Below are 20,352 nucleotides of genomic sequence, written 5' to 3' on the forward strand. Positions count from 1 at the left end.
GCGTGATTACCTCGTACCGCAGCACGGGGGAGGACAGATGAGTGATCGGGACGCCGCGTTCGCCGAGTACTTCGCGGCGCGGTCCGAGGCCATGCGCGGCACGGCGTACCTGCTGTGCGGCGACTGGCACCGTGCCGAGGACCTGGTCCAGGCCACGTTCGCCAAGCTCTACGTGGCGTGGCGCCGGATCAACCGGCACGAGGCACTCGACGCCTACACCCGGCAGACGCTCGTCCGGACGTTCGTGTCCGACCTGCGCCGGGGCTGGTTCCGCAAGGAACGGGTGAGCGAGACGACCGCCGACGTGGCGGCCGTCGCGCGCGGCTCGGCGGAGGACCGGCTGGTGCTGCTGGCGGCGCTGGCCCAGGTGCCGCCGAGGCAGCGCGCCGTGCTCGTGCTGCGGTACTGGGAAGACCTGTCGGTCGAGGAGACCGCCAGGGCGTTGGACTGCTCCGAAGGAACGGTGAAGAGCCAGGCCGCGCGGGGGCTGCAGACGCTGCGCGGCCTGATCACCCCCCAGCAGGGAGAAAAGGTGCGATGAACGAGCACGAGCTGAAGAGCGCGTTGCAGGAAGTGATGGTGGCGAGCAGCCCGCCGCCGCCCATGAGCCCCGAGGCCGCGCTGGAGGGCGGTCGACGTGCCCAGCGCCGGCGGAAGGCCACCTGGGGCGGCGCGGTCGCGGGCCTCGCGGTGGTGGCCATCGCGGTCGGCGCCGTGCTGGTGCCGACCCTGACCGGCGGTGGTGGCGACGTCGTCCAGGTGGCGGGAGGGCAGCCGTCGGAGTCCGGGCCGCGGGTCACCCCGACCGACCGGCCGCCGTCCGAGTCGCCGTCGGTGACCGTGATGCCGCCCAGCGGGTCACCGCCGCCGTCGGACACGAGCACCCGGTGGCCGAACGGGCAGAGCGACCGGACCTCGACCAGCGGGCCGCGCGCCGACAAGGGCGCCAAGCTGCTCAACGACCTGGCCTCGTCGCTGCCGCCCGGCGTGAAGGCCGAGGACCGAACCCGGATCGGGTTCGCCGACTACGGCCCCATGACCTGGCGCCAGGCGCAGTTCGCCGAGTACGTCGGCGACCTGGAGGTCTGGGACTACGAGGCGCGCACACCGGTCGTGATCACCGGTGAGGCGGGCGTGGGCGAGCTGTCCATCGAGGTCGAGACCAAGGGCAACACCCGGCTCGGCGACCTCGTCGGGTGCGAGGCGGCGACCAAGTACCCGTACCCGGTCACCGGCGGGACGTGCGAGGTGATCGACGTCGGCGGCAAGAAGGTCGGCGTCGTCACCGGCGCCGACCCGGACGCGGGCGGCAACACGATGGACGCCGGGGCGTTCTACCGGCACCCGGACGGCACGCTGGTGACCGTCGCGTACTCGAGCGAGTACCTGGAGTCCGGTCACCCGGCGCTGTCCCGGCCGGCGTTGACGGGCGCGCAGCTCGCGGCGATCGCCGCGGACCCGAAGTTCCACCTGGACTGAGCCACCGCCGGGGACGGGGAGGCCGGGCGCCACGACGCGCCCGGCCTCTTCGGCGTCCTGGGTCGTCTCCCGGTGTCGTCCCGTCCCTCGTCCGTGGGTACTCCGTCCGGGTGTTCGTGCAGGTACCGTGCTGTTTGCCATGCGGACGCTGCTCATCGACAACTACGACTCGTTCACGTTCAACCTCTTCCAGTACCTGGCTCAGGTGAACGGGCGGGAACCGGTCGTCATCACCAACGACGACCCGCGGTTCCGGCTGTCCGACCTGCGGCGGTTCGACAACGTGGTGATCTCGCCCGGACCGGGCCGGCCGCAGCGCGCCGCCGACTTCGGCCTGTGCCGGGCGGTGATCGAGCACGCCGACATCCCCCTTCTGGGTGTCTGCCTGGGTCACCAAGGGCTGTGCCTCGCGCACGGTGCGTCCGTGGGCTTGGTCACGCCGAGGCACGGCGTGGTGGACCACGTGCGGCACACGGGGGTGGACGTGTTCGCCGGCCTGCCGTCGCCGCTGCCCGTCGTGCGCTACCACTCGCTGGCCGTGTCGGACCTGCCGCCGTCGCTGGAGCCGATCGCCTGGGCGTCGTCCGACGACGTGCTGATGGGCGTGCGGCACCGGTCGCGGCCCGCCTGGGGCGTGCAGTTCCACCCCGAGTCGGTGTGCACGTCGCACGGCCACCAGCTGCTGGCCAACTTCCGCGACCTGACCGACGCCGCCGCCGTCGTGCCGGCGCTCCCCGAGCTCCCCGCGCCTCCCGTTCGGGCCCGTGAGGCGGCCCGTGAGGTGCTCGTGCGACGGGTGGACGTGCACCCGTCGCCCGAGGACGTCCACGCGGCCCTGTACGGGTCGTCGCACGACGCGTTCTGGCTGGACAGCAGCCTCGTCGGGGAGCGTGGCCGGTTCTCCGTGATGGGCGACGCGTCCGGGCCGCTGGCGCGCGTGGCGACGTACGACGTGTGGACCGGCGAGGTGACGGTGGACGGGGTGACGCGTCCCGGGCCGTTCTTCGACTGGCTGGAGGCCGACCTGGCGGCGTGGCGGGTGGCGCCGCCGGACGTGCCGTTCGAGTTCGCGCTCGGCTGGGTGGGCTACCTCGGGTACGAGCTCAAGGCGGAATGCGGCGGTGCGGCGGCGCACCGTTCGGAGCAGCCGGACGCGGCATTCGTGTTCGCCGACCGGGCGCTGGTTTTCGACCACGATTCCCGGTGCGTCTACCTGTTGGCGTTGTCCGACGAGGACGGGTGGTTGGGCCGAACGGCCGATTTCCTGCGTCGGTTCACCGCGCCGCCGGCGGCCCCGCCGCGCCCGGCCCGCGCCGACTCGGTGCAGCCGCGACACGGCCGTTCGCACTACTTGAAGCTGGTGGCGGCTTGCCAGGAGGCCATCACGGCGGGCGAGACCTATGAGGTGTGTTTGACGAACACGGTGACGTGGCGCGGGCCGGTCGACCCGTGGGACGCCTACCGGTTCCTGCGCGCGGAAAGCCCCGCGCCGTTCGGGGCGTTGCTCCGTTTCGGTGCGCTCTCCGTGCTCAGCACTTCACCCGAGCGGTTCATCCGGGTCGACCGACAGGGTGTCGTCGAATCCGAGCCAATCAAGGGCACGCGCCCCCGCGGGGCGACCGCCGCCGAGGACGGGGCTTTGCGCAGGGCCTTGGCTGCCAGCGCGAAGGACCGCGCCGAGAACCTCATGATCGTGGACTTGGTCCGCAATGATCTGGGTCATTGCGCGGAAGTCGGCAGCGTCGAGGTGCCCAGGATCTTCGAGGTGGAGAGCTACGCGACAGTGCACCAGCTCGTCAGCACCGTTCGGGCTCGGCTGCGTTCCGGTAGTTCCGCCGCGCGGGTGGTTAGGGCGGCGTTCCCCGGCGGGTCCATGACGGGCGCGCCCAAGATCCGGACAATGCAGATCATCGACGGGCTGGAAGCCGGGCCCCGGGGTGTCTACTCCGGGGCGCTCGGTTACTTCTCACTCTCCGGAACGGCCGACTTCAGCATCGTCATCAGGACGCTGGTCGTGGACCGGGACAAGGTGAGTTTCGGGGTCGGGGGCGCGGTCATCGCGCTGTCCGACCCCGCGGAGGAATTCGAGGAGACCGCGGTCAAGGCGACCGCCCTGCTCAGCCTGGCCGGCGTGGAGTTCCCGGGGCGCACCTCGCCGGCCTGAGCGCCCCTGACCTGCTGTTTTCCCCTGCGGCAGGGGTGGTCCGCCGCAGGGGAAAACGACGTGGCTCAGGAAGCGTGGGCTTCCTGGAACTGCACGACCAGACCCTGGGGAATGCGGCCCCGGTCGGAGATCTGGTGGCCCTGCGCGCGTGCCCAGTCCCGAATGGCCTGGGCCTGCGCCTTGTCACCAGCCTTTACCGTGCTCTTGCCGGTGCCCTTGCGCTGCTTGCGGCCACCTGCGCGGCGCGCCTTGGCGACGAAGTCGGCCAGGGACTCGCGGAGCTTGTCCGCATTGTCCTTGGAGAGGTCGATGGAGTACTCCACACCGTCCAGCGCGAAGGTCACGGTCTCGGCGGCTTCGCTGCCGTCGAGGTCGTCGATGAGTTGGACGACGGTCTGCTGTGCCACTGTTCCTCCGTGTGTGCTCGCATAGCGCGTGCTGCCCTCGACTAGTTCTGCGCCACACGCTTAGGTCGACACCATAGTGCACGAGAGGAATATCGCCTAACCTTTCGCGGTGAAAATGTGAGTGATGCCCCCGGACGGGTCATTTCGCGACACAAACCGCACGGAGCCGAAATGTGCGGCCCGCGAGCCGTCACCCCGTGGTGCCGGTCACACCCGGTCGAGTGGCCTATCCTGGACTCGGATACCCGCCCAGGGTAGGGAAGGTCGGGAGCGATGCTCGGTTACACGGCGGACAAGGACGCGTACCTCAAGCGATTGCGCCGCATCGAGGGGCAGGTCCGCGGCCTCCAGCGGATGGTCGAGAACGACGAGTACTGCATCGACGTGCTGACCCAGATCTCCGCCGCGACGAAGGCGTTGCAGGCGGTCTCCTTGGGTCTGCTCGACGAGCACCTGAAGCACTGCGTGGCGCAGGCCGTGGCCGAGGGGGGCGAGGTGGCGGAGGAGAAGATCGCCGAAGCCTCCGCCGCGATCACCCGCCTGGTCCGCTCCTGACCGCCACGCGCCCGGCCGCCACCCCGTACGGCGGCCGGGCAACCTGATCGAGTACAGTGCTCCCGCCGGCCCCCGTAGCCCAATCGGCAGAGGCAGCGGACTCAAAATCCGTCCAGTGTGCGTTCGAGTCGCACCGGGGGCACATTCGCACTTCACCTGGCTCGGCCCCTGACCCGTGCTCTTCGGGTCAGGGGCCGATCTTGTTCCGGCTGGCCGGTTCGTCGGGTGTCGGGGTGGGTGCGTCCTCAGGGGTCAGAGCCGGGTCGTTTGGTCGGCGGTTGTCGGTCCGCCTCGGTGGAGGCGTGCAAGGCGGACGAGTCCTTTGTAGACGCGCTGTCTCGAACCTGTCCGCTAACCGCGTGGTAATGCTCGGCTGACCGTTGAGTTCCTGCGGCGACTGCGCGGGGTATGCGGCGGGTGTGTTCGGGTCGAGGCCGGGCCGCGCTGGAACACGCCCGCCCTCACGGTGGCTTCGGCAGGGTCGTCGACGCGAGCTTGGCCGGGTCGGTCACGATCGTGATCTCGGCGATCCGGCCGCCGACGACGGTGAAGGCCATGACGGCCAGAGGGGTGCCGTCGTCGTGCCAGGACAGCAGGCCTGGGCGGCCGTTGACGAGCACTGCCCGACCGTGGCCGGCCGCGCCGGCGGACAGTCGGGCGCCGGTGGCGACCTTGGTGGCGCCGAGGACGACGACCTGGCCGTCGGGGGTGTCGGCGGTCAGCCGCACCTCGGGGTCGAGGACGCGCAGCAGCCCTTCGAAGTCGCCGTCGCGAGCGGCCGCCAGGAAGGCTTGGACGACTTCCCGCTGCTCCCGCCCGACGCCCGCCGGCCGGCCGGTCGCCCGCACCTTCCCGCGGGCGCGGCTGGCGAGCATCTTGGTGGCGTCGGTCGACTTGCCGAGGATCCGGCCGATCTCGTCGAACGGCACCGCGAACAGGTCGTGCAGCACGAACGCCAGCCGCTCGTTCGGCCGCAGCGACTCCAGCACGACGAGCAGCGCGAGCCCCACCGAGTCGGCCAGCGCCACGTCGTCCTCCGGCGCGCCGCCGCCGTCGTCGGCCGTCACCACGAGCTCGGGCGGCCCGCTGTCGTAGGACGCCTCGGGACGGGCCCGGCGCGCGCGCAGGACGTCCAGGCTGATCCGGCCGACCACCGTGGTCAGCCAGCCCGCCAGGTTCCCGATGGCCGCCGCGTCCTGGCGGGAGAGCCGCAGCCAGGCCTCCTGCACCACGTCCTCGGCGTCGGCGTGCGATCCGAGCACCCGGTGGGCGATCGCGCGCAACCGGTCCCGCTGCCCCTCGAACGCCTCGGCCACCGGGTCCCGCCGGCCGGGGTCGGTCACTTCCCGGTTCCGCGGGGCTGCTGGCGCAACGAGATCCGGTTGCCGTCGGGATCCACCGCCTCGACGCGCACGCCGAACGGGTAGTCCACCGGTTCGGGCTCGACGAACGTCACGCCCCGCCGGCGGAACACCTCGAAGTCCGCCCTCAGGTCGTCCGACTCGAGGATGAGCGGACCGGGCGCGGCGCCCGGCTCGGCGGGGTGCCCCGCGGCCGGCGCGTGCGGCCACAGGATGATCTTGACCGGACTGCCGGGTGCGCCCACGGTGAGGAAGCGCCCGTCCGGGCCGGGGTAGTCGACGTGCTTCGCCAAGCCGAGCCCCTCGGTGTAGAACTCCAGCGCGCGGTCCTGGTCGGTGACGTAGACCGTCACGTACATGAGGTTGGTCAGCATCCTGCTCTCCGTCCACTCGGGTCCGACGACCGGTGGGTGCACCCGGTCGTCGCCGGTATGACGGGAGCCGGCGGGAAGAGGTAACAGAACCGGGTCCGCCCGTTGTCGATCCTGGTACGCTCGCGGCGATGGTTACCTACGTGAACGGATCGGAGGTTCTCTTCGCGCAAGGTGAGTGCTGATGCTCCCCTTGACCGCGAACGAGGACGACCGCCTCTTCTTCTGGGCGCACGTGCGCGAGTTCGCCGTGCCGCCGCCGATGATCGAGTCAGCGACCGCCCGCCGACTGGTGGGCGACTGGGCCGGCGCCTGCGCCGCCGCACGCGTCGACGTGGACCTGGACCTGAGAACCGCGGGTCGCGCCCACGGCCGGCTCCTCGCGGCCCGGGTCCGCGCCGACCTCCGTCACCTGGCTCCCGACCTGCTGCGCTGGCACTTCCCGAGGATCGCCCCGGACGGCCTGCTGCGGCCCGGCCTCACCGTTGCCCTGGCCCGTTATCCCGCGACGGCCGACAGCGGCGGCGAGCTGCACCTCGTCGCGCGCACCCCGCCGTCCTGGGCCGGTGCCGGCCAGCGGATCAGCCTTGCGCTGTGGGCGCCGTCCCGACCGGGGGACGGGGCCGGCCTGCACCCCCACCCCCGGCCCGACCGGCGGTTCCGCCTCGACCTGCACCGCCACCTGTGGGACGTGCGCAGGGCCGGTGAGCTGGGGGAGCGGTCCGGGCAACGGCCCACCGGCCGTGATCCCGCGCCACCGGTGATCCCGGACGGGATGGCGGCGGAGCTGAGCGGCTTCGCCGTCGACCGGTGGCCGGCGGAGGCGGCGTTGCTGCTCCGCGCGGACGGACGTGCGGACGGACGTGCGGACGGCGTCGTCACCGTGCGGCTCGACACCCGGCGCCGGCTGGTGCTGGACCCGGGCGCGGGGATCACGGTGGCTCCGCCGAGAGGTCGCGGCCGTGCGTGGCCGGTCCTGCCCGACGCCGCGACCCGGGTGCTACCCGACCTGGAGCTGCTCCGGACGGGGTTGATCGACGCCGACCGGCTGCACCCCCTTGTCGCGTCGGCACTCCTGCCCGATCACCGGCCCTCCCGTCCGTCACCGAGCCCCGACGGCCCGGAGCACGCACGCCTGGTCGAGTGCCGCGGCGCCACGCACCGCATCGGCGTGGTGGACGGGGTGCTCGTCCCGCTGGACCACGACCCCGACGAGATCCGCCGCGAGGAGCTGCTGGTCGCGTTGGGCGGCACGCCGTTGCCGTGCCTGCGGGTGATCGACGACGTGCACCGGCGCCCGGAATCCCTTGTGGACGTTCGCGCCCGGCTGGACCACGGCGACACCGCCGGCGCCCTCGCGATCGTCGAACGCCTGCTGGGCCCGGAGGTGCTGCTCCGCAGCGGTGCGTTGCGCGACGAGCTGGAGACGGCGGCGCGTCGTCGGGTGGCGCACGGGCTGTTCCGGGCCGGACTCGCCGGCGCCGGGCGTGCGCCGGTCGTCAAGGACGCCCGCCGCCGCGACGTCCGGTCCCACCCGCGCCACGCGATCAGTCGCTGACCTCGCACCCGGCTCCACCCACCGGCCGACCACGGCCCCCTTCGACTCGACCCCAAAGGTGATCCGACATGCCCACTTCCGTTGAAGCGGCCCACGTCCGACCCATGGACGCCGCCGCCGCCCTGCTCGCCCTGCTCCAGGACACGACCACTGAGCCGCGTCCCGACATCCAGCTGGAAGCCCTGACCCTGGCCGTGTCCGCCGACCTGCCCGTGCTGCTGTGGGGCGAGCCGGGCATCGGCAAGACCGCGGCGCTGAACCAGCTCGCCGACGCGCTGGACCTGCCGCTGACCACGGTGATCGCCAGCGTGCACGAGCCCTCGGACTTCTCCGGGCTGCCTGTGGTCGGTGACGACCCGGCCGTGCAAGGAGTCCCGATGGCCCCGCCCGACTGGGCCGTGCGCCTGGTCCGGGCGGGGCGAGGGCTCTTGTTCCTCGACGAGCTGTCCACCGCGCCGCCCGCGGTCCAGGCCGCGTTGCTGCGCGTGGTGCTCGAACGCCGGATCGGCGCGCTGCGGCTCCCGCCCGGTGTCCGGATCGTGGCCGCCGCCAACCCCCGTTCCTCCGCGGCCGACGGCTGGGAGCTCAGTCCACCGCTGGCCAACCGGTTCGTCCACCTGCGGTGGGCCCACGACCACGAGGTCGTGGTGCGCGGGCTGGGTGGGACGTGGCCGCGAGCGTCGCTGCCGCGGCTGGACCCGGGACGGCTGGCCGAGGCCGTGGCGTTCGCCCGACGGGCGGTGTGCGGACTCCTGGCCGCACGTCCCGGTTTGGTGCACCAGCTGCCGAAGAGCGAAGCGGGCCGCGGCGGTGCGTGGCCGTCGCCGCGCAGTTGGGAGATGGCGCTGCGGCTGATCGCCTTCGCCACGGCGGCGGACGCCTCCCGGGAGGTGCTGTCGATGCTGGTGCGGGCCACCGTGGGCGACGGGCCGGGCCTGGAGCTGTTGGCGAGCCTGGACCGGATGGACCTGCCGGATCCCGAGGCGCTGCTCGCGGATCCGGCGGCGGCCGTGCTGCCCGAGCGCGGCGACCTGCGCCAGACGGTGCTCGACGGCGTGGTGGAGGCGGTGCGCAGGCGGCCGGATCGGTCCCGTTGGGACGCCGCGTGGTCGTTGCTGGTGCTGGCCTTGGAGACCGGCGCGCCGGACCTGGTGGTCGTGCCGGCGTCCACGCTGGCCGCGCTGCGCCGCGAGGACTGGCAGGTGCCGGCGGCGATCGAGCGGCTGGTCGGTGTGGTGTCGCTGTCGCGGCGGGCGGACCGGGCAGCGGCGGTCGTCGGCGCGGGTGCCCGCCGATGACGCCGAGCCTGGATGAGGAGAAGCTCTTCGCCGCCCGGGTGCACGCGGTCCGCAGCCGGCCGTACCTGGCGACGGCGTTGTTCGCGTTGCACGTGGTGCGGTCGCGGCGAGTGCCGACGATGGCGGTGGACCGGCACTGGCGCTGCTACGTCTCGCCGGCGTTCGTGGACCGCACCCCGTTGGAGGAGTTGGCCGGGGTCTGGGTGCACGAGGTCGCCCACCTGCTGCGCGACCACCACGGGCGCGGCGACCGGTTCGCGGCCGAGCACGGGCTGACCGGGCCGGGGGAGCGGTTGCGGATGAACATCGCCGCGGACTGCGAGATCAACGACGACGTGTTCGGCGAGGGGTTGGCGAAGCCGGCGGGCGCCGTCGAGCCGGCCATGCTCAGGTTGCCCGAGGGGCAGTTGATGGAGGACTACCTGCGCCAGTTCCGGCTCGGGCCGCACACCGACCGGTACGGCTGGCTGGACTGCGGCAGCGGCGCCGACGGGCTGGAGCGGGAGTGGGACGTGGGGCCGGACGGCGCCGACGGGCTCACCGCGCAGGAGTGCGATGCCATCCGGTTCCGGGTGGCGCAGGGCCTCACCGCCCGGCCGGGCAACGCGCCGAAGGGCTGGCGACGGTGGGCGCAGGAGGTGTTCCACCCGCCGCAGCCGTGGCGCGACCTGCTGGGCGCGGCGGTCCGCTCGGCGGTGTCCGGGCCGGGTGTGGGTGAGGACTACACCTACGGTCGGCCCTCGCGCAGGTCGGCCGGCCTGCCCGGGGTCGTGCTGCCGAGCCTGCGGCGGCGGCCGCCTCGCGTCTGCGTGATCGTCGACACCTCCGGGTCGGTGAGCGACGACGAGTTGGGCAGCGCGATCGTCGAGATCGCCGCGATCGTCCGCGCGGTGGGCGGCCGGCGCGACCTCGTCTCGGTGCTGTCGTGCGACGCCGCCGCCCACGTCACGCACCCGCTGTGCCGTGCCGAGGGGATCCCGCTGGTGGGCGGTGGCGGCACGGACCTGCGCAGCGGCTTCGCCAAGGCGTTGCGCGGCAGCCCCCGCCCCGACGTCGTCGTGGCCCTGACCGACGGGCAGACGCCCTGGCCCGGCGCCCGTCCACCGTGCCGGACGGTCGTGGGCCTGTTCTCCCGACCGCCTCGACCGCGCGAGGACGATCCCGACTACGTGCCGGACTCGCCACCGGCGTGGGCGCGGGTGGTCGCGATCGGTTGATCCCACGTGGGCAGGAGCGCCACCGCACGGCCGGTTGCGATCACCGATCCGGCGCGGTCTCGGCGTCACCGGGCCGGATCGCCGACTCGGCCATCTCCCGCAGGCGTTCGAGGTACTCGCGTGCGCCGCCGTCCTCGCCGATCGACGGCAGGACCTTCTCGACGGCCCCGAGGCACCTCACCAGGACCCGGTGACGCCGTTCGTCGAGGTGTCCCGACAACGCCGAAGAGACGCAGCCCGCGATGTCCGCGTCCAGCATCACCACGTCCTCGCCGGCGACGTCTCGACCGCGGAGGTGCGGCGGGAACGTCGCGCGCAGGTGTTGCTCCCACAGCAATGAGAGCCGGTCCGGTTCGCTCACGGTGCAGATCCTGCCCCGGGCGCGGGGTGACGGAAGCCACCTACCGGATCGGTCGGCTTACCGACCGGATCGGTCGGTAAGTACGTACCGTGGGAGGTATGGCACGCGCGCTGACCGAGGACCAGTTGCTGGACCGCGTGGCCGGTCTGTTCGCCCGGCACGGGTTCGACCACACGTCGGTGAAGGACCTGGCCGACGCGGTCGGGTTGTCGAAGGCCGGCCTGCTGCACCACTACCCGAGCAAGCAGGCGCTGTTCGACGCCGCGCGGGACGTCGGGCGCACGCACAGCGGGGAGCTGTTCGCGCAGGCCGCGCAGGCGCCGGCCGGTCCGGCGCGGGACCGGCGGGCGGTGGAGCTGCTGGTCGACTTCGCCCTGGACCGGCCCGGCCTGATCGCGCTGGAGTCCCGCGCGATCAGCCTGCTGGGCGCCGAGGACGTGGAGGGCGACTTGGATGCCCTGTCCCAGCACGTGTTCGCGGTGTTCGGCGTCGAGCAGGACACGCGCGACACGGCACGGCTGGTCCGCGTGATCGGCATGCTCAGCGCCCTGGCCGTGCTCAGCCTGGCCGCCAACCACACGGGCGAGAAGACCGCGTGGCGGCCGCACATCATCGCCACCTGCCTCGACGCGCTCGGGCACCGAGACCCATCCCACCCGGAGGCCTGACTCCCATGGCACGTCTGCTCTACCGACTCGGCTTCGGCGCGCACCGGCGCCGCCTGGTCGTCGTCCTGCTGTGGCTGCTCGTGCTCGGCGGCACGGCGTTCGGCGCGGTCACGCTGGCCGGCACGACCTCCGGCTCCTTCTCCATCCCGGGGCAGGAGTCGACCACCGCGCTGGACAAGATCTCCGACGAGTTCGGCACGGGCGGCGGCGCGACCGCGCGGGTCGTCGTGCGGGCTCCGGACGGGCAGCAGGTCACCTCGCCCGAGAACGCCGCGAAGCTCGCCGGGCTGGTGCGGGAGCTGTCCGCGCTGCCCGGCGTGACGTCCGCGAGCAACCCGCTCGACCCGCGTGCGCCGACCGTGAACGCGGACCAGGACGTCGCCTACAGCACGGTCACCTACGAGGCCCAGGTCGGCGAGGTCACCGAGGAGCAGCGCACCGCGCTCTTCGACGCCACGCGCGAGGTGACCGGGCTGACCGTGGAGGCCACCGGTGAGGCCACGCAGGCCCCGCCGCACGTCGGCGGTCCGGCGGAGGTCATCGGCGTGGTCATCGCGCTGCTGGTCCTGGCCGTCACCTACGGCTCGCTCGTGCTGGCCGGCATGAACCTGCTGACCGCCTCCGTGGGCGTCGGCATCGGGGCGCTGGGCGTCACCATCGCCACCGGCTTCATGGACCTGCAGTCCACCACCCCGATCCTGGCCGCGATGCTCGGCCTGGCGGTCGGCATCGACTACGCCCTGTTCATCATCAACCGCTACCGGCAGGAGCTGCGCCGGGGCCGGGACGTGGGCGACGCGATCGGCACGGCCGTCGGCACCGCGGGCTCCGCCGTCGTGACCGCCGGTCTGACCGTGGTCATCGCGCTGGCGGGCCTGGCCGTGGTCGGCATCCCGTTCCTGACCCAGATGGGCGTCGCCGCCGCGTTGACGATCGTGGTCGCGGTGCTCGTCGCCGTCACGCTGGTGCCCGCCGTGCTCGGCTACCTCGGCCGCCGCGTGCTGCCGCGCAAGGAGCGCGACGCGCCCGCCGAGCCCGCCGCGGACGCGCCCGAGCGCGGCTTCTTCCACGGCTGGATCGGCGCGGTCACCCGCAACCGGGTCGTGGCGCTGCTGCTGGCGGTCGTGGGCCTGGGCGCGGTCGCCGTGCCCGTGCTGTCGATGGAGACGACCCTGGTCGCGGCGCCGGCCGCCGAGTCGAGCCAGGCCCGCGCGGAACGGCTGCTCGCCGAGGGCTTCGGCGAGGGCTTCAACGGCCCGCTGGTCGTGCTGTTCGAGGGCGACGGCGCCGCCGCCACCGCCTCGGCCGCCGTCGCGACCATCCAGGGCGCGGGGGACATCGCGCTGGTCACGCCGCCGACGCCGAACGCCGACGGCACGGCCGCGATGCTCACCGTGATCCCGAAGTCCGGCCCGGCCACGCAGGCCACCGAGCAGCTGGTCACCGACCTGCGCGAACGGCTGGCCGACGTGGACGGCGCGACCACCTACGTCACCGGCGCCACCGCGGTGAGCGTGGACGTGGCCGTCGCCCTGGACGAGGCCATGCCGGTCTACCTGGCGCTGGTCGTCGGCCTCGCGCTGGTGCTGCTGGTGCTGGTGTTCCGGTCGATCCTGGTGCCGCTGGTCGGCGTGCTGGGCTTCCTGCTCACCATCGGCGCGTCGCTCGGCGCGACGGTCGCGGTGTTCCAGTGGGGCTGGCTGGCCGACGCGGTCAACCTCGACGGCACCGGCCCGCTGCTCAGCCTCACCCCGATCCTGATGGTGGGCATCCTGTTCGGCCTGGCGATGGACTACCAGATCTTCCTGGTGTCCCGGATGCACGAGGCGCACCACCACGGCAAGGCGCCGCTGGCCGCGATCGGCACCGGCTTCCGCCAGGCCGCGCCCGTGGTCGTGGCCGCCGCGCTGATCATGTTCTCGGTGTTCGCGGGCTTCGTGCCCGCGGGCGAGGGCCCGATGAAGTCCATCGCGTTCGCCCTGGCCATCGGCATCCTGTTCGACGCGTTCGTGGTCCGGATGGTCCTCGTGCCCGCCGCGCTGGCCCTGCTGGGCGAGAAGGCGTGGTGGCTGCCCAAGTGGCTGAGCCGCCTGCCGACCCTCGACGTGGAGGGCGCCGCGCTGGAGGAGGACCGCAAGGAGCTCGTCGACGCCACCCGCTGACCTCGACGGGTCCGGCGTCGAGCACCGGCGCCGGACCCGCTGGGGTTCACACCGACTTCGCGAGCCACTCGTCGAACGTGGTCGGCGCGATCCGGGCGCGCTCGCCGGGCAGCAGCGCGTTCCCGGCCATCTCCGGCCCGAACACGCCCGACCACGTCGGCACGAGGCGCACGTCCCGGCCACGCGCCTGGTGCGTGCGCCGTGCCATGTCGACCAGGTCCTGCGTCTCGGGGCCGGCGACGTCCGCGTAGCGCCCCTGCGGCTCGCCGACGGCGAGCTCGGCGAGGACGTCGGCCACGTCCTGCGGCGCGATCGGCTGCACCAGCAGCGGCGCGATGGTGGCGACGCCGTCCCGCTCGGTCCAGCCCGCGACCATCTCGGCGAAGTCGTGGAACTGCGTGGCCGGCACGATCGTCCACGGCACGGGGCTCGCCTCGACCAGGCGTTCCTGCTCGCGCTTGCCCGCGTAGTGCACGTTGCCCTCGATGTCCGCGATGCCCACGATCGACAGCAGCACGTGGTGCCGGACGCCGGCCCGCGCCTCGGCCGCGAGCAGGTTCCGGGTCATCGCGCCGAACAGGCCCACGGTCTCGGCGCGGTCCGCCGACGGCACGTTGACCGCGTCCACCACCGCGTCGACGCCGGCCAGCGCCGCGTCGAGCCCGTCGCCGGTCGACAGGTCCACGCCGTGCGACCGGCTGATGCGCACGACCTCGTGCCCGTCGCGCTCGAGGTTGGCGACGGTGAGGGAGCCGATGTTGCCGGTCGCGCCGGCGACTGCGATCCGCATGACGATCCTTCCGCTGCTGCTGGGCTGTGCCCCGAACCTATCTCGGACTAAACAGATCCGCAATATCTTGGATAGACTGGCCCGTGTGAAGCTGCCTGTGAGCACGGAGTGGGTCCTGCACTGCGCGACGACGCTGGCGCAGCTCGAACCGGGGACCACCGCGTCGGCGGCCCAGCTCGCGGCGTACTACGACCTGCCCGCGCCCTACCTCGCCAAGCAGTTGCAGGGGCTGGTCAAGGCGGGTGTGCTGACCGCGACGACCGGTCCGCGCGGTGGCTTCCGGCTGGCCAGGCCCGCCTCGGAGATCACGCTGCTGCACGTGGTGGAGGCCGTGGACGGCGCGTCCTCCCCGTACGAGTGCCAGGAGATCCGGCAGCGTGGCCGGGGCGCGCTGCCCGCCGAGGACTGCCGCAACGCGTGCCTGCTCGCCGCGAAGATGGCCACCGCGCACGACGCGTGGCGGCGCACGCTCGCCGCGGAGTCGTTGGCCGACGTCGTCGCCGAGTTGCCGCCGACGGCCGTCGCCCGCACCCGGTCGCTCATGGCGGCCACGGCTGCCGCGCTCCGCCGCACGCCGTGAGGCCCTGACGCGCCCCGGAGGCCCCGCGGCACGAACCCGATTCGGCCAAACGTCTGCGCGCGCACTGCGCCTGCCGATATAGCTGTACCCCTGGGAACGGCCGACGCGCCGGCGCCGTCTGACGGCGCGGTGTCGAGTGGACTGGTGGGCGGACATGAGTGGGTTCGGTGCGGTGCCCGAGGAGCTGCGGCGGGCGGCCGGGCAGATCGGTGACGTCGGCGACAGAACCGCGGGCATGGTGTGGTGCGGGCCGAGCGGTGAGTACGGGCACGCCGGGGTCGCCGGCGCGTGGGAGCTGTTCATCGAGGAGATGCGCGCCTACGTGGAGCGGCTGCGCCGGGAGGCCGACGAGCACTCCATCGGGCTGCGCGCGGCGGCATCGTCCTATGCGGACGTCGACGACGCGCGCGCAGACGTCTTCGGCCGGCTCAACCCGGAAGGGCCGGTGTCCTGATGGCGGCACGACTCGGCGAGACGACCGACCCCAAGGCGCTCGTCCCCGGTGAGCCCGAGCTGATCACCGGCGACCTGCGGCAGCTCGTGGGCACGTTGCGGCTGGTCGTGGCCGTGGGCGAGGACCTCGGCCGGATCGACCCCGGCGGCTGGAGCGGCGGCGCGGGCGACGCGTTCCGGTCGGCCTTCCGGGCCGAACCGCCCCGGTGGCTCCGGGCGGGCGAGGACCTCGGCGGCGGCGGGCAGCTGCTGGCCGACTACGGCGACGCGCTGGTCGCGAGCCAGCGCGAGGCGCAACGCGCCGTCGAGCTGCACCTGGCGGCGCAGGCGGCGACCCGGCTGGCCGCCGCCGAGCACGCCGCCGCGGCGCTCTCCGGCGGGCAGACCGCGCCGTTCCAGGACCCGGGCCAGGCGGGCGCGTCGGAGGCCCAGAAGGTGCTCGACGACGCCCGCAAGGGCCTGTCCGGCATCGGCGACGTGGTCGCGAAGGCGCTCGGCTGGGAGTCCGACGGCAAGGGCGGCTACAAGAAGACGTTCGGCAAGGAGAAGTACGGCGCGGCGCACCGCGAGACCGACGAGGAGGGCGAGGACACCGGCGGCTGGCAGTACGGCGTCAACGGGCGCTCGTACGAGAGCAAGTCCGGCAGCGAGTCCAAGCGCCTGCTCACCGACGCGCTCGGCGAGATCGCCGAGAAGATCGGCATCGACCTGCACGAGCGCGAGTGGGGCGACGACAAGCACGTCGACGTCAAGCACGGCGAGAAGGACGGCGACTTCCACGCGGGCCCGGTCACGGGCCAGGGCCGGATCGGCGGCTCCGTGCTCGGCGCGGACGCCGGGTACACCGCCACCGCGAGCTACGCGGGCGTGTCGGTCGGCGCGCACGCGGGCGCGTACCTGGCCAGCGGGTACGCCGACGGCGAGATCAAGGTCGGGCAGCACGCGAGCGTCTCGGGCAGCGCCGAGGGCACGATCGGCGCCGCCGCGGAGGCCAAGGGCTCCATCGGGATCCTCGGTGCGAAGGGCAACGCGGAGGCCTTCGCGGGCGCGAAGGTGTCCGGTGAGGCGGGCGCCGAGGTCGCCGGCATCGGCGCGGGCGTGAACGGCGAGGCCTGGGCCGGTGTCGGCGGGCACGCGAGCGGGCAGTTCGGCATGGGCGAGGACGGCAAGTTCCACATCGGAGGGTCGGTGGGGCTCGCGTTCGGCGTGGGTGGCAAGGTCGGTTTCGACGTCACCGTCGACCCGGTCGAGGTCGTGGAGACGGTGGTCGACGTCGCGGACGACGTCGGCGAGGTCGCCAAGGACGTCGGCCGCGGCGTGGAGAACGCCGGCCGCGCGATCGGCCGCCTGTTCGGCCGATGAGCTATCCCAGGAGGACACCAGGCATGGCCACCACCCTTCCGGTGCCGATCGAGTTCTCGCTGCCCGACGGGTGGCTCTCGGCGCCGCCCGACGAGGTTGGCGCCTCGCAGGCGGCGTTCGTCGCGCTGCACCCCGGTTCCAGCGCGGGGTTCACCGCGAACATCACCATCAGCGGCGAGGTCCGGGCCGACGACGCGACGCTGGCGCAGATCGCCGACCAGACCGCGGCGAGGCTGCGCCGCGACGTCGGCGAGGTGGAGGTGGGGCGGCGCAACGAGCTGGAGTCCGCCTACACGCAGGTGCTGCGGCTGACCGCGCCCGTCGGTGACCGCTCGGTGGACCTGGTGCAGCTGCAGGTGTTCCTGGCGATGGCGGACGTGCGCGACGAGCGCAGGCGCGCGGTGCTGGAGATCGTGCTCAGCGCGACGCCCGGCCAGTTCGAGGACCTGGTCGGCGACTTCCAGGCGTTCCTCAAGACCATCCGACCGGACGAGGGGGCATCCCGGTGACGGAGTCCGCCGACATCCTGCTGCGGCGCATCGAGGCCATCGACACCGCCGCGGCCGACAACCGGTTGCGCGCGGAGTCGTTCCAGCGCATGACCGAAGGGCTGCGGGACGTGGTCGGCACGGCGACGTCCGACGACGGCGTGGTGACCGTGGTCGCGGGGTCGGACGGCGCGGTCAAGTCGATCGCGTTCGGCCCGGCCGTGCGCACGACGGACCCGGCGGCGCTGTCGTCCGCCACCCTGCGCGTGATCGCGCTGGCCCGCGCGGACGCGGCGCGCAAGCAGGCCGAGGTGGTCCGCTCGGCGCTGGGCGACACCACGCTGCTGGACCGGGTGCTCGCCGAGGACCGGCGGGTGTTCGGCGACGAGCCGCCGCAGGAACCGCCCGCCACCGTGCCGCCCCGCGTGATCCGGAGGGTCGCGCCGGTGGAGGACGAGGAGCCGGAGCCCGCTTACCGGAGCCGCGACGCCTGGTGAGTCAGGAGCCGCAGACGCAACCCCGGTGGTGGTTCTCGCTGACGGTCGCGGTGCAGAAGCGCATCGCGATCCGGTCGTGGGACTTCCACGGGTGCGGGCACACGGCGCACTGAAGGGTGTCGGCGGCGTCGGTCTCGGTGACGTCGGTCGACTCGGTGGTCGGCATGACGTGGTTCATCGGATCTGTCCTGTCCGCACCCGCGGAGCGCGTCGATCTCCGGGCGGTGCGAGATGGGTCGGGACACCGGCAACTCATGACTGATGCTCGAACGGTTCCCGCCTGCACCCAAAGGTACACGCTGAGCCGGCATCGGCCGTCGGCCGGACGGCCTGGTCCCAGTGGCCCGCCATGGCGCACCCGTGGGCGTGCGCGGCGACCGTGCCGATGAACGTCCGCTACGGCTCGGGCTCGAAGCGCTCCAACGCGTGCTCGGGCCCTGCGCGGGCGACGCCTCCGAGCTCCATTGTGGAGCGACGCATTTCCTTCGGTGCGCCGGAAAATCACACCGGACGGGCGATCCGCGGGTGGTCTCCGGTGCCCGGGTCCCGCGCGACCGGTGCGGAGAAGCCCGGCGCCCCTCGGCCCAGGACTGGACCGAGGGGCGCCGGGTTTCGAGTCTCCGCCGGCGTCACCGCTGGTAGGAGCAAGTCGAACGGGCTGCGAAGTGATCAGATGGCGCGGACGCCGACGGCCTGGGGACCCTTGGGGCCCTGGTTGACGTCGAACTCGACGCGCTGGTTCTCCTCGAGGCTGCGGTAGCCGTTGCCCTCGATCTCGGAGTAGTGGACGAACACGTCCGGGCCGCCCTCCTGCGCGAGGAAGCCGAAGCCCTTCTCCGAGTTGAACCACTTCACGGTTCCCTGAGTCATGATCTCTCCTTGGCAGTGCCGGCTGCGGCGCCCCGGTCGGGGCTCCGGGTCGGATTCCAGACGACGACTTCTCCAGCTTGTCCTGCAAGGCAAAGGAAGAACTTCGTCCGCAACATCATTCCCGCGAGACTTCGATGGAAACACGGACACAAGATTGACGACCACCCCGTACAACCACGGGAGGGCCGGGTTCGTTCCCCGGACCCTCCCCGGGTGGCCCAAGTCACCCGTTCGAGGGTGGGAGGGGTCACGGGCATCGCTAGTACATTGTGGACAGACGGGTGCGGGGTGCGATCCGCCGATCGGCCGTGTCGTCGGAGCCGACGTCGTGGTGGTGCGCCCGACACGCCCGCGCCAATGCTGTGGCGGTCACGGCACCGCGACGTGTACCGTAGGTCTCATCGGGGCGTTTCTCTATCTTCTCGAACCCCGAACACCCTCGCGCCGTGCGGGGATCTCCGGACCGGCATCGCCGACCGTGAGCACGCATCGGACGCGGAGAAAGTCGGAAACCCATGTCATCCACGTACCACGACCTGTTCAGCCACCCGGACACGGACCGGCCCGAGGACACCAGCGGCCCGCGCCGCGACGAGCAGCGCGCCTACACCGACCTGTTCCGCGAGCCGGCCGATGTGCCGCCGCAGGGCACCGGCAACACCGCCTGACCAGGGCACTCCACCCGCGCGGGAACCCCCGGTGTCATCCGCACACACCGAGGGCTCCCTTCGCGGGCGTCAGGCCGCACTCACTCCGCGCGCCACAGCGCGGGCACGTTCGGCGGTTCCCAGCCCGGCTGGGCGAGGTGCCCCTGCAAGCACACGTACCCCACGCCGTTGTAGGTGACGGTCGCGCCGATCGCGTAGTTCGTGCCCACCGCCCACGTGCCGCCGCCCGGTGACGACGGGGTCGTGGTCGTGGTCGTCGGCCGCGTGGTGGTGCTCTGCGGCACGTTCAGCACGAAGTCGAACTTCGCCTCACGGCCGCCGCCGACGGTGCGCACCTCCATCAGCAGCCGCGGGTCGAAGATGCTGTCGGTGTTGTTGCGCGGCTCGCCCGGGAAGTACAGCTGGGTGGTGAGCACGGGCCGGTCGGGCGCCTGCAGCTTCACGTGGATGTGCCTGGTGCGGCCGGGGTAGAGGCCGGGCACGATCGTGCTCAGCGTGAACGTGCCGTCCGGGTTGGTGAACTGGTGGCCGCGGAACCGGTAGCCGGTGTTGTCGTACACGCCGTTGACGTCGGCCTGCCAGAAGTCCATCAGCACGTTGCCCAGCGGCAGGCACGCCAGGCCGAACACGTAGCCGGTGACGGTGAGCCTCGTGCCGGGCGTCCCCGCGTCGACCAGCGACGTGCGGCGCGGCGAGTTCGGCTTGAAGTACGGTCCCTCGGTCTGCGGCGGCGTCGGGTCGTCGCCGTCGTCGCACTCCGGCGTCAGCGCGACCTGCTCGCCGTTCGTGCCGACCGTGCGGGCCAGCGCGGGCACGCCCATCATCGCCACCGGCAGCGCGACCCCCGCGGCCACCGCGGCGCGCAGCACCGTCTTGCGGCTGAGGTGGCGTGCGTCCGACTCGTCGGCCGAGGGCTGCCCGGTCGTGCCGCGGTCGCCGTCCGTGGATGCGTCCATACCTGCTCCTCGTGGGGGCGTTCGGTTCGGGATCGACCACGAACCTACGGACGCCGCTCACCCGCGGACGATGGACTGGCGCCGCCG

General features: G+C 72.9%; 23 protein-coding genes and 1 tRNA gene. 16 read left to right on the top strand and 8 right to left on the bottom strand.

Annotation, left to right across the window (positions count from 1 at the left end):
• The first annotated feature begins 37 nt into the window (after window positions 1-37).
• The 3 genes from ACZ7GX_RS34355 to pabB all read left to right on the top strand — a co-directional run bounded on the left by ACZ7GX_RS34355 (window position 38) and on the right by pabB (window position 3,643).
• Window positions 38-541, top strand: a complete 504-nt coding sequence (locus tag ACZ7GX_RS34355) for a SigE family RNA polymerase sigma factor (RefSeq protein ID WP_498782973.1) — start codon at window positions 38-40, stop codon at window positions 539-541.
• Window positions 538-1,479 carry a hypothetical protein gene (locus tag ACZ7GX_RS34360; RefSeq protein WP_498782975.1) on the top strand — a complete coding sequence of 314 codons (942 nt, stop codon included), beginning with the start codon at window positions 538-540 and terminating at the stop codon, window positions 1,477-1,479. Before ACZ7GX_RS34355 ends, ACZ7GX_RS34360 begins: the two co-directional genes overlap by 4 nt.
• Before the next feature lie 139 nt (window positions 1,480-1,618).
• Window positions 1,619-3,643, top strand: coding sequence for an aminodeoxychorismate synthase component I (gene pabB / locus ACZ7GX_RS34365; RefSeq protein ID WP_498782977.1), 2,025 nt, complete (start codon window positions 1,619-1,621; stop codon window positions 3,641-3,643).
• A gap of 65 nt (window positions 3,644-3,708) precedes the next feature.
• On the opposite strand, the gene ACZ7GX_RS34370 is transcribed toward pabB, so the two are convergent.
• The gene (locus ACZ7GX_RS34370; RefSeq protein WP_015104119.1) at window positions 3,709-4,050 is read right to left on the bottom strand and encodes a histone-like nucleoid-structuring protein Lsr2; all 342 of its coding nucleotides are present in this window, start codon (window positions 4,048-4,050) and stop codon (window positions 3,709-3,711) included.
• Between the two features lie 273 nt (window positions 4,051-4,323).
• Here ACZ7GX_RS34370 and ACZ7GX_RS34375 point away from each other — a divergent pair, with 273 nt between their 5' ends.
• Window positions 4,324-4,605: a metal-sensitive transcriptional regulator gene (locus tag ACZ7GX_RS34375; RefSeq protein ID WP_053722042.1), complete on the top strand. Its 282-nt coding sequence runs from the start codon at window positions 4,324-4,326 to the stop codon at window positions 4,603-4,605.
• A gap of 68 nt (window positions 4,606-4,673) precedes the next feature.
• Window positions 4,674-4,747 (top strand) — tRNA-Leu (locus ACZ7GX_RS34380).
• Between the two features lie 319 nt (window positions 4,748-5,066).
• Here the strand turns inward: ACZ7GX_RS34380 and ACZ7GX_RS34385 are convergent.
• Both ACZ7GX_RS34385 and ACZ7GX_RS34390 read right to left on the bottom strand, forming a co-directional pair.
• Window positions 5,067-5,948, bottom strand: a complete 882-nt coding sequence (locus ACZ7GX_RS34385; RefSeq protein ID WP_498782979.1) for a sigma-70 family RNA polymerase sigma factor — start codon at window positions 5,946-5,948, stop codon at window positions 5,067-5,069.
• Window positions 5,945-6,340, bottom strand: coding sequence for a VOC family protein (locus ACZ7GX_RS34390; protein ID WP_498782981.1), 396 nt, complete (start codon window positions 6,338-6,340; stop codon window positions 5,945-5,947). Before ACZ7GX_RS34390 ends, ACZ7GX_RS34385 begins: the two co-directional genes overlap by 4 nt.
• Window positions 6,341-6,521: 181 nt before the next feature.
• Between ACZ7GX_RS34390 and ACZ7GX_RS34395 the strand changes: the two genes are divergently transcribed.
• The 3 genes from ACZ7GX_RS34395 (at window position 6,522) to ACZ7GX_RS34405 (ending at window position 10,410) form a co-directional block, all read left to right on the top strand.
• Window positions 6,522-7,895, top strand: a complete 1,374-nt coding sequence (locus tag ACZ7GX_RS34395; RefSeq protein WP_498782983.1) for a hypothetical protein — start codon at window positions 6,522-6,524, stop codon at window positions 7,893-7,895.
• A 68-nt stretch (window positions 7,896-7,963) separates the two neighbouring features.
• Window positions 7,964-9,193: an AAA family ATPase gene (locus ACZ7GX_RS34400; RefSeq protein WP_498782985.1), complete on the top strand. Its 1,230-nt coding sequence runs from the start codon at window positions 7,964-7,966 to the stop codon at window positions 9,191-9,193.
• Window positions 9,190-10,410 carry a vWA domain-containing protein gene (locus ACZ7GX_RS34405; RefSeq protein ID WP_498782987.1) on the top strand — a complete coding sequence of 407 codons (1,221 nt, stop codon included), beginning with the start codon at window positions 9,190-9,192 and terminating at the stop codon, window positions 10,408-10,410. The genes ACZ7GX_RS34400 and ACZ7GX_RS34405 overlap by 4 nt, the downstream gene beginning before the upstream one ends.
• Window positions 10,411-10,450: 40 nt before the next feature.
• Here the strand turns inward: ACZ7GX_RS34405 and ACZ7GX_RS34410 are convergent, their stop codons facing one another.
• The gene (locus tag ACZ7GX_RS34410; protein WP_498782989.1) at window positions 10,451-10,771 is read right to left on the bottom strand and encodes a hypothetical protein; all 321 of its coding nucleotides are present in this window, start codon (window positions 10,769-10,771) and stop codon (window positions 10,451-10,453) included.
• A 98-nt stretch (window positions 10,772-10,869) separates the two neighbouring features.
• Between ACZ7GX_RS34410 and ACZ7GX_RS34415 the strand changes: the two genes are divergently transcribed.
• On the top strand, window positions 10,870-11,439 hold the full coding sequence (locus ACZ7GX_RS34415; protein WP_498782991.1) for a TetR/AcrR family transcriptional regulator: 570 nt from the start codon (window positions 10,870-10,872) through the stop codon (window positions 11,437-11,439).
• A gap of 5 nt (window positions 11,440-11,444) precedes the next feature.
• On the top strand, window positions 11,445-13,601 hold the full coding sequence (locus ACZ7GX_RS34420) for an MMPL family transporter (protein WP_498782992.1): 2,157 nt from the start codon (window positions 11,445-11,447) through the stop codon (window positions 13,599-13,601).
• 46 nt (window positions 13,602-13,647) lie between these two features.
• On the opposite strand, the gene ACZ7GX_RS34425 is transcribed toward ACZ7GX_RS34420, so the two are convergent.
• Window positions 13,648-14,391, bottom strand: a complete 744-nt coding sequence (locus ACZ7GX_RS34425) for an SDR family oxidoreductase (protein WP_498782994.1) — start codon at window positions 14,389-14,391, stop codon at window positions 13,648-13,650.
• Window positions 14,392-14,476: 85 nt separating this feature from the next.
• Between ACZ7GX_RS34425 and ACZ7GX_RS34430 the strand changes: the two genes are divergently transcribed.
• The 5 genes from ACZ7GX_RS34430 to ACZ7GX_RS34450 all read left to right on the top strand — a co-directional run bounded on the left by ACZ7GX_RS34430 (window position 14,477) and on the right by ACZ7GX_RS34450 (window position 17,771).
• Window positions 14,477-14,971 carry an RrF2 family transcriptional regulator gene (locus tag ACZ7GX_RS34430; protein ID WP_498782996.1) on the top strand — a complete coding sequence of 165 codons (495 nt, stop codon included), beginning with the start codon at window positions 14,477-14,479 and terminating at the stop codon, window positions 14,969-14,971.
• Window positions 14,972-15,125: 154 nt separating this feature from the next.
• Window positions 15,126-15,425 carry a WXG100 family type VII secretion target gene (locus ACZ7GX_RS34435; RefSeq protein ID WP_498782998.1) on the top strand — a complete coding sequence of 100 codons (300 nt, stop codon included), beginning with the start codon at window positions 15,126-15,128 and terminating at the stop codon, window positions 15,423-15,425.
• Complete coding sequence (locus ACZ7GX_RS34440) at window positions 15,425-16,786, top strand: putative T7SS-secreted protein (protein ID WP_498782999.1); 1,362 nt, start codon at window positions 15,425-15,427, stop codon at window positions 16,784-16,786. Before ACZ7GX_RS34435 ends, ACZ7GX_RS34440 begins: the two co-directional genes overlap by 1 nt.
• A 23-nt stretch (window positions 16,787-16,809) precedes the next feature.
• On the top strand, window positions 16,810-17,295 hold the full coding sequence (locus ACZ7GX_RS34445; RefSeq protein ID WP_498783001.1) for a hypothetical protein: 486 nt from the start codon (window positions 16,810-16,812) through the stop codon (window positions 17,293-17,295).
• Entirely contained in the window at window positions 17,292-17,771 is a 480-nt protein-coding gene (locus ACZ7GX_RS34450; protein WP_498783003.1) for a YbaB/EbfC family nucleoid-associated protein, read from the top strand. The genes ACZ7GX_RS34445 and ACZ7GX_RS34450 overlap by 4 nt, the downstream gene beginning before the upstream one ends.
• A 1-nt stretch (window position 17,772) precedes the next feature.
• Here the strand turns inward: ACZ7GX_RS34450 and ACZ7GX_RS34455 are convergent, their stop codons facing one another.
• Together ACZ7GX_RS34455 and ACZ7GX_RS34460 are read right to left on the bottom strand one after the other, a co-directional pair.
• A complete protein-coding gene (locus ACZ7GX_RS34455) occupies window positions 17,773-17,949 on the bottom strand; it encodes an RGCVC family protein (RefSeq protein WP_498783005.1) in 177 nt (58 codons plus the stop codon).
• Between the two features lie 491 nt (window positions 17,950-18,440).
• Complete coding sequence (locus ACZ7GX_RS34460) at window positions 18,441-18,641, bottom strand: cold-shock protein (protein ID WP_230566948.1); 201 nt, start codon at window positions 18,639-18,641, stop codon at window positions 18,441-18,443.
• A 515-nt stretch (window positions 18,642-19,156) separates the two neighbouring features.
• On the opposite strand from ACZ7GX_RS34460, the gene ACZ7GX_RS34465 reads away from it, so the two are divergent.
• Window positions 19,157-19,309: a hypothetical protein gene (locus ACZ7GX_RS34465; protein ID WP_230566947.1), complete on the top strand. Its 153-nt coding sequence runs from the start codon at window positions 19,157-19,159 to the stop codon at window positions 19,307-19,309.
• 80 nt (window positions 19,310-19,389) lie between these two features.
• Here ACZ7GX_RS34465 and ACZ7GX_RS34470 read toward each other — a convergent pair whose 3' ends face one another.
• Window positions 19,390-20,265 (bottom strand): dioxygenase family protein, encoded by an 876-nt coding sequence (locus tag ACZ7GX_RS34470; protein ID WP_498783008.1) that lies wholly within the window; start codon window positions 20,263-20,265, stop codon window positions 19,390-19,392.
• Window positions 20,266-20,352: the final 87 nt, after the last annotated feature.

This window comes from Actinosynnema sp. NPDC037264, assembly GCF_055603705.1.

Bases quoted from the DNA above. Each gene is read 5' to 3' on its own strand.
- ACZ7GX_RS34355 (WP_498782973.1), top strand. From the start codon at position 38: ATGAGTGATCGGGACGCCGCGTTCGCCGAGTACTTCGCGGCGCGGTCC.
- ACZ7GX_RS34360 (WP_498782975.1), top strand. From the start codon at position 538: ATGAACGAGCACGAGCTGAAGAGCGCGTTGCAGGAAGTGATGGTGGCG.
- pabB (WP_498782977.1), top strand. From the start codon at position 1,619: ATGCGGACGCTGCTCATCGACAACTACGACTCGTTCACGTTCAACCTC.
- ACZ7GX_RS34375 (WP_053722042.1), top strand. From the start codon at position 4,324: ATGCTCGGTTACACGGCGGACAAGGACGCGTACCTCAAGCGATTGCGC.
- ACZ7GX_RS34390 (WP_498782981.1), bottom strand. From the start codon at position 6,340: ATGCTGACCAACCTCATGTACGTGACGGTCTACGTCACCGACCAGGAC.
- ACZ7GX_RS34395 (WP_498782983.1), top strand. From the start codon at position 6,522: ATGCTCCCCTTGACCGCGAACGAGGACGACCGCCTCTTCTTCTGGGCG.
- ACZ7GX_RS34400 (WP_498782985.1), top strand. From the start codon at position 7,964: ATGCCCACTTCCGTTGAAGCGGCCCACGTCCGACCCATGGACGCCGCC.
- ACZ7GX_RS34405 (WP_498782987.1), top strand. From the start codon at position 9,190: ATGACGCCGAGCCTGGATGAGGAGAAGCTCTTCGCCGCCCGGGTGCAC.
- ACZ7GX_RS34415 (WP_498782991.1), top strand. From the start codon at position 10,870: ATGGCACGCGCGCTGACCGAGGACCAGTTGCTGGACCGCGTGGCCGGT.
- ACZ7GX_RS34420 (WP_498782992.1), top strand. From the start codon at position 11,445: ATGGCACGTCTGCTCTACCGACTCGGCTTCGGCGCGCACCGGCGCCGC.
- ACZ7GX_RS34425 (WP_498782994.1), bottom strand. From the start codon at position 14,391: ATGCGGATCGCAGTCGCCGGCGCGACCGGCAACATCGGCTCCCTCACC.
- ACZ7GX_RS34435 (WP_498782998.1), top strand. From the start codon at position 15,126: ATGAGTGGGTTCGGTGCGGTGCCCGAGGAGCTGCGGCGGGCGGCCGGG.
- ACZ7GX_RS34440 (WP_498782999.1), top strand. From the start codon at position 15,425: ATGGCGGCACGACTCGGCGAGACGACCGACCCCAAGGCGCTCGTCCCC.
- ACZ7GX_RS34445 (WP_498783001.1), top strand. From the start codon at position 16,810: ATGGCCACCACCCTTCCGGTGCCGATCGAGTTCTCGCTGCCCGACGGG.
- ACZ7GX_RS34455 (WP_498783005.1), bottom strand. From the start codon at position 17,949: ATGAACCACGTCATGCCGACCACCGAGTCGACCGACGTCACCGAGACC.
- ACZ7GX_RS34460 (WP_230566948.1), bottom strand. From the start codon at position 18,641: ATGACTCAGGGAACCGTGAAGTGGTTCAACTCGGAGAAGGGCTTCGGC.
- ACZ7GX_RS34465 (WP_230566947.1), top strand. From the start codon at position 19,157: ATGTCATCCACGTACCACGACCTGTTCAGCCACCCGGACACGGACCGG.
- ACZ7GX_RS34470 (WP_498783008.1), bottom strand. From the start codon at position 20,265: ATGGACGCATCCACGGACGGCGACCGCGGCACGACCGGGCAGCCCTCG.